Source organism: Bradyrhizobium sacchari (assembly GCF_002068095.1).
Classification (GTDB): domain Bacteria; phylum Pseudomonadota; class Alphaproteobacteria; order Rhizobiales; family Xanthobacteraceae; genus Bradyrhizobium; species Bradyrhizobium sacchari.
The window spans coordinates 33,323-39,588 of record NZ_LWIG01000062.1 but is presented as its reverse complement, the minus strand read 5'-3'; the positions used below and the strand labels follow the sequence as shown (position 1 = coordinate 39,588).

The window sequence follows — 6,266 nt, the reverse complement described above, 5'->3', positions numbered from 1 at the left end:
CGGGGAGAGGACGTAGAAATTGCGCCGACTGAAACTGGGAGAAACAAGAATGCAGCGAACCAAAGCCCCCTTCCGCGCCGACGAGGTCGGCAGCCTCCTGCGTCCCGCCAAGATCAAGGAAGCCCGCAGCCGTCTGGAAAAGGGCGAGATCTCGGCCGACGATCTGCGCAAGATCGAGGACGTGGAGATCGAAAAGGTCGTGCACAAGCAGGCCTCGATCGGGCTCAAGCTCGCGACCGACGGCGAATTCCGCCGCTCCTGGTGGCATTTCGACTTCCTGGCCAAGCTCACCGGCTGCGAGCTCTTCCACCCCGACACCGGCATCCAGTTCACGGGCGTGCAGACCCGTCACGACGCGGTGCGTGTGATCGACAAGCTCGACTTCCCCGACAACCACCCGATGCTGGATCACTTCCGCTTCCTGAAGAAGGTCGCCGATCAGGCCCACGTCACCGCCAAGATGACGATTCCCTCGCCGGCCGTGCTGCACTTCCGCGGCGGCCGCAAGGCGATCTCCAAGGACGTCTATCCCGATCTCGACGCCTTCTACGAGGATCTCGGCAAGACCTACCGCAAGGCCGTGAAGGCGTTCTACGACGCCGGCTGCCGCTACCTTCAGTTCGACGACACCGTCTGGGCCTATCTCTGTTCGCAGGACGAATTGCAGAAGGCGCGCGAACGCGGCGACAATCCGGACGGCCTGCAGCAGATCTATGCCCGCATCATCAACTACGCGCTGGCCGAGAAGCCCGCCGACATGGTGGTGACGACGCATGTGTGCCGCGGCAATTTCCGCTCAACCTGGATTTCCTCGGGCGGCTACGAACCGGTGGCCGAGACCATGCTCGCCGGCACCAATTACGACGGCTACTTCCTGGAGTACGATTCCGACCGCGCCGGCGGCTTCGAGCCGCTGCGTTTCCTGCCCAAGGGCAACAAGGTCGTCGTGGTCGGCGTCATCACCTCGAAGTTCGGCGAGCTCGAGAAGAAGGACGACATCAAGCGCCGCCTGGAGGAGGCCGCCAAGTTCGCGCCGCTGGAGCAGCTCGCACTGTCCCCGCAATGCGGCTTCGCATCTACCGAGGAGGGCAACATTCTCTCCGAGGAAGAGCAATGGGCCAAGCTCGGCCTGGCGGTCGAGATCGCCAAGGAAGTGTGGGGGCAGTGATCCGGCGCAGCCCGGTCGTCGCTTGAGCGAAGCATCAGGGCTGCCTAATCGGCGACATCAGAGCGGGGCCGGACTTGTCCGCCCCGCTTCTTTTTTGCGCAGCAGAGTGCTGCGGATCAGCCGCTGCGCGGGGGCCTCGAACCAGCGATAGGTGAGGCGCGAGGCGACGAGCGTCGGCAGCACGAAGGCCGCCCAGAACAGATGATCGCCATAGGGAATCGGTCGCTGCACGGCGGCGTAGGCGAGCGCGATGGCGAGCTGGATGGGGAAGTGCAGGAGATAGCAGGAATAGGTCATGTTGCCGGCCACCTCCAGCAATGTCTCGATCCGCCGCGGCAAGGCGGGTCGGCCCGAGCAGCAGAACAACAGGATCGGGGCATAGGTCAGTAACAGCGGTCCGGCGACCGCGACGAGCTCGATGTCGGCCAGCCAGAGCGCCGCGGGCACCGCGATGGCGGCGCTCGCGGCCATCGCCTCCAGCATCCGTCGATGCCGGCTATCGGCGACGGCCTGCCGCGCGATGGCGGCAAGGCCACCTGCATAGAAGAAAGCGAGGCTGGTCCCGAGCTGCGTGCCGGTCGTGATCGAGGCGAGTATGATGACCAGATTGAACAGGGGCGATGCCGTCACAAAGCGCAACGCCAGGAAGAAGATCGCATAGTCCAGGATCTCGACCGAGACCGACCAGATCGGTCCGTTGAAACTTTCGCTGCGCGGCGGCAGCCAGTCGCTCGCCATGAACAGCTGCGTGATGAAGTGCGGGGCGTCGTTGTTCTGATAGACGAAGTAGAAGCCGTGCTGCGCGAAATAGACCGGCTGCAGCACCGTGACCAGCAGCAACGTCGCGATATGGAGCGGATAGAGCCGCGACAGCCGGTATATGAAGAAGGTTCGGCCGTCGATCGTGCGATCGGCGACGACGGCGCGATACTTCCAGAAGAAGATGAAGCCCGAGATGCACCAGAAAAACCAGACACCATATTCGCCGGCCTCGTAGAACGGGAACAGAGCCTGGTAGAACGGCAGCTCGCTTCTGAGGATGCGAGGGCCGCCACCGAAAGCGAAGTGCTGATAGTGCCACAGCAGGACGGCGATGGTTGCGAGGAAGCGCAACCCCTCCAGCCCCAGGAGCTTCTGGGCCTCCGGCAATGGCGACGTTTTCGGCATGTCGATATTGCCTCGGCTAGCCCGGCCGCGTCAGTTCCTCGACGTGGTTGATCACCACCAGCCAGCGAGCGTTCTGCCGGGTGCCGAGCACGAGACCGCCGAATGTCGCCTCGTGCACGACATTGCCGAGAGCGCGCATGATCCGTGCCCCCTCAGTCTTCGGCACGAAGAAGTCGCCGGTCGGAATTTTCAGCGCCGCCTGATCGATCAGCGGAATGTCGGCCGGACCGGCGGTGCCGGCATTCCCGGCTGCCTGCCACGCGGCGGCCAGCTCCGCCGTGCGCGCCGCTTCGCTCGATGGTGCACCTTGCAAGGAACCAGGTTGTGATCCGAATAAGACAGACAGGACGATGCCGACGGCGGCAACGAATTTTCCCACAAGTTCCCCCAACCACCAGTCCACCAACGCGTTGGTGTTGCCGGTATTGTAGGACAACGATAGGCCATGGGACAGAGCAGCCGCAGGTTGCGTTCGATTATCTCGCCGGCTGTTGCACTTTTAGCGCGCTGACGCGGGACGTCATTACCCTTACTAGAATGGCAATCGTCACCGGATGAGCGTCGCCCTACGCGAGCCTGCTTGCTCCGGGGCCGCTCATCGGTGGCGACGCTCTGGAGGGACGATAGAAGCTCGCGCTCACTTCTCCGCCAGATAGACCTCGCCCAGGAGCGACGAATTCGACCACGGAACCTGCTTGTTCTTCGTGCTCGAGACCACCTCCGCCCGCACCCGCGTGAGCATCTGCTGCACCTCCAGCCCGGGCGTTCCGATATGGCGGGACAGCGCGGCGGAGAACGGCGAGTTCGCGCCTTCGCCGTCGAGCGCGACCTGGCCCGGTGCGGTGGCGAAAGCGATCAGCGTGCCGGCACCCAGCGTTGCGCCCGCGCCAAGGCTCGTGGGCGCGGCGAGACCCGAGGCGCCCTCGATGCCGCGATTGGTGCCGGCGCTCGCCACCTGCTGCGCCATCGGATTGTTGCGGCAGGCATCGAAGATCAAGATGTTGGTGCGGACCTGGTCGTCGAGGCCGGCCATGATCGTGTCCATGTCGATCATTGCCTCCGTCATGCCCGTGCCCGGCTTGAGCTCGGCATCGACGGGAATGAGGTAGTTGCGGCCGTCGACCTGCACGCCGTGGCCGGCATAGTAGACCAGCGCCACTTGCGCCCGCGCGGCCTCTCGCAGAAAGTCGCGCGTCATCTTCTGCATCGTTGCGCGGTCGAGATCGACGCCTTCCGACACGGTGAAGCCGATGTCGCGCAGGCTTTTCGCGACCGCGCGCGCATCGTTGGGTGGATTGGGCAGCGCCTTCACATGCGCATAGGCGCCGTTGCCGATGATCAGCGCCATGCGTGTGCCGCGGACGGCCGGAGCGGGCGAGGGCAGAGGTGCCGCGCCGGTTTGCTGTGGGGCGGAAGTGGTTGTCGGCTGCGTTGTGGGTGAGGGCGCATCGCGCGGGATCGGCGTGGCTGCGTCCGTCACCAGCGACAGCCGCACCTTTGCGGTGGCCTGGTTGGACTTGCTCCCGGCGTCGGACGCCACGATCGCCAGCGTCGCCGTGTAGTCGTCGCGCGCGCGTGCGTAGTCGCCCTTGGCTTCATAGGCCAGCGCGCGGTGGGTATAGCCCGAGATCAGCACGCTGTTCGGCGGCGTCATGATGTTGACCGGCGGCTTCTCCTTCGCCAGCCGGATCGCCTCGCTGCCGTCGGCGATGGCGCGATCGAAATCGCCCTTGGCGCGCCAGATCGAGGTGCGGTTGATCAGCGGCTGCGGCAGCGTCGGGTCGAGCCGGATCGCCTGGTTGATGTCGGCGAGCGCGCCGTCGAGATCGCCAAGTGCTTCCTTCGAAATGCCGCGGTTCTGGAACGAGAACGCCGATTTCGGATCGGCTTTGATCGACATGTCGTAGTCGGCGATCGCCTTGGCGTAATCGCGCTTGCCTCGCCAGGCATTGCCGCGATTGTGGAAGATGATGCCGCTGGGAGGCCCGAGCCTCAGCGCGTCGTCGAAATCTGCGATCGCAATGTCGTAGTCGCCCTTGTCGTAATAGGCCGAGCCCCTGAGGTTATAGATTGCCTGGCTCGGCTGGAGCCGGATCGCCTCCGTGGCGTCCGTGATGACCTTGGCGTAGTCGCCCTTCTTATTCCAGCCCACGGCGCGCCAAAAATAGACGGTCGCGAGCTGCTCGCCCTTGAACACCTTCAGCGCAATGATCTTGGTGCAGGCGTCGACCATCTTGTCCGCCGGGGTGGTCTCGGTGGTGCAGAGCGGACCGAGCTGGTTGCGCGCCTGCGCCGGGGCGGGTGCCGGCCATAACGCGGCGGTGAGCAGGCAAAGCGCGACAAGCAGGCGGCGCATGGCGGTCGTCCCATAGCAGGAGAAACGCTTGTTTGTTGCCCGGCCGCGCCACGGGGTTCACCCCTTCGCGCCAGCGCGAACGCAGCGGTGGACGGGATTTGGCCCCTATTTCCCCGGTGGGCAGAATTTGCTAAGAGGCAGTCCCCAATCGTGCTGCCCACCACCGTCCCATCCATGAAGAACGACGAAATCCTGAGCCAAATCACCGAGTTCTGCCGCAAGGCGGGCATGGCGGAATCGACCTTCGGCCGGCGCGCGGTGAACGATGGGAAGCTCGTGCAGCGCCTGCGCGAGGGCAAGCGCATCACCATCGACACGCTGGAGCGGATCCAGGCCTATATCGCCGCATCGACGACCGGCGGCCTGCCGCCGCCACGGGGGCTTCAGGTGCCCCCGGAGAAGCGCGATCCCCGCGGCAATTTCCGCTTCTTCGAGAACCGGCAGAAATATCTGCTGTTCGTCCACACCTGCAGCGAGAAGCGGGTGGTCGCCGACCGGGTCGCGCTGGAGCTTTCCGCGATCCATCCGCGCCCGCCGGCGCTGCGAATCTTCGACGCCGGCGTCGGCGACGGCACGGTGCTGGCACGGGTGCTGCGCGCGACACATCAGCGCTACCCGCACATGCCGTTCTACGTGGCCGGCAAGGAGCTTAGCCTCGAGGACCTGCGCCTGACGCTGGAGAAGGTTCCGGACCGCATTTTTGAGCATCCGGCGTCAGTTTTCGTCTTCACCAACATGTTTTATGCGGAGGCGCCCTGGCTCACGCCGGCGTCGCCCGCGGCGGCGGCGGCCACCGTCTGGCATGAGGTCCCGCTGCGGGGCGCTTCATCAGGCGAGTTCGAGCAGCAGATCGCCGAGCTCCGGCCGTTCCTGGAGCAGAACTGGCGGGCTGCGATCAGTCCGCGCACGGCGATGCCACTCTATGAACGGCCGGTCGTGCTGGTGCTGTATCGCGAGGACCACCGATTCCTGCTCGATTCGACCATTCCGCGGCCGGGCCAGACCGAGGCCAATTTCGACCTCGTGATTGCATCCCAGCCATACCGCGCGTTGTCCTCGGTCAACTTTCGGGCCAAGCGGATCATTGCCCCCCTCGCACGGGCCCTCCGGCCGGGAGGACGCCTGATCGGTATCCACTCCCATGGCCAGGATCCTGGCATGGAAATGATCCAGGCGATCTGGCCCGGAGAAAATCCTTTCTCGGTGAGCCGTCATGAGCTATTGCGCGCCGTGAAGTACGAGCTCGGGTCGTTGGGCCGCGACTTAAATTTTAATGCTTATGCTGATAACCGCTCGATCTTCAGGTATGATATGGAAGCTCTGCCCAACGAGGTTACGGGTAACATCGGAACCTCGACGGCCTTTGCAGCGTGGAATGCGGCGGTGTATGTCGCTCAGATCGAGGACGACCGGTTGACAGAAATGACTCAAAACGGCCGCACTCTGGATGCCGCCAGGGACGTGCTGAGAAAGTACAACGGCCTCTGGTTTCTAGACGAATCCTACGTCATCTCGCGCCGGCGTGATTGACACAATCCAACGGTAAACATCGCAAACGAACCGCCGTCGAGTGGC

The 6,266-nt window shown here is 64.3% G+C and carries 5 protein-coding genes; 2 read left to right on the top strand and 3 right to left on the bottom strand.

Going from position 1 to position 6,266, the window contains the following annotated elements; all coding sequences use genetic code 11:
• Nucleotides 1-49: 49 nt before the first annotated feature.
• Nucleotides 50-1,168, top strand: coding sequence for a cobalamin-independent methionine synthase II family protein (locus A5906_RS37140; protein ID WP_080140068.1), 1,119 nt, complete (start codon nucleotides 50-52; stop codon nucleotides 1,166-1,168).
• 57 nt (nucleotides 1,169-1,225) lie between these two features.
• Here A5906_RS37140 and A5906_RS37135 read toward each other — a convergent pair whose 3' ends face one another.
• The 3 genes from A5906_RS37135 to A5906_RS37125 form a co-directional block, all read right to left on the bottom strand.
• The gene (locus A5906_RS37135; protein ID WP_167523600.1) at nucleotides 1,226-2,335 is read right to left on the bottom strand and encodes an acyltransferase family protein; all 1,110 of its coding nucleotides are present in this window, start codon (nucleotides 2,333-2,335) and stop codon (nucleotides 1,226-1,228) included.
• A 16-nt stretch (nucleotides 2,336-2,351) separates the two neighbouring features.
• Nucleotides 2,352-2,771 (bottom strand): hypothetical protein, encoded by a 420-nt coding sequence (locus tag A5906_RS37130; protein ID WP_245327111.1) that lies wholly within the window; start codon nucleotides 2,769-2,771, stop codon nucleotides 2,352-2,354.
• Nucleotides 2,772-2,972: 201 nt separating this feature from the next.
• Nucleotides 2,973-4,691: a caspase family protein gene (locus A5906_RS37125; RefSeq protein WP_080140066.1), complete on the bottom strand. Its 1,719-nt coding sequence runs from the start codon at nucleotides 4,689-4,691 to the stop codon at nucleotides 2,973-2,975.
• 174 nt (nucleotides 4,692-4,865) lie between these two features.
• Between A5906_RS37125 and A5906_RS37120 the strand changes: the two genes are divergently transcribed.
• Nucleotides 4,866-6,221: a hypothetical protein gene (locus A5906_RS37120; protein WP_080140065.1), complete on the top strand. Its 1,356-nt coding sequence runs from the start codon at nucleotides 4,866-4,868 to the stop codon at nucleotides 6,219-6,221.
• Nucleotides 6,222-6,266: the final 45 nt, after the last annotated feature.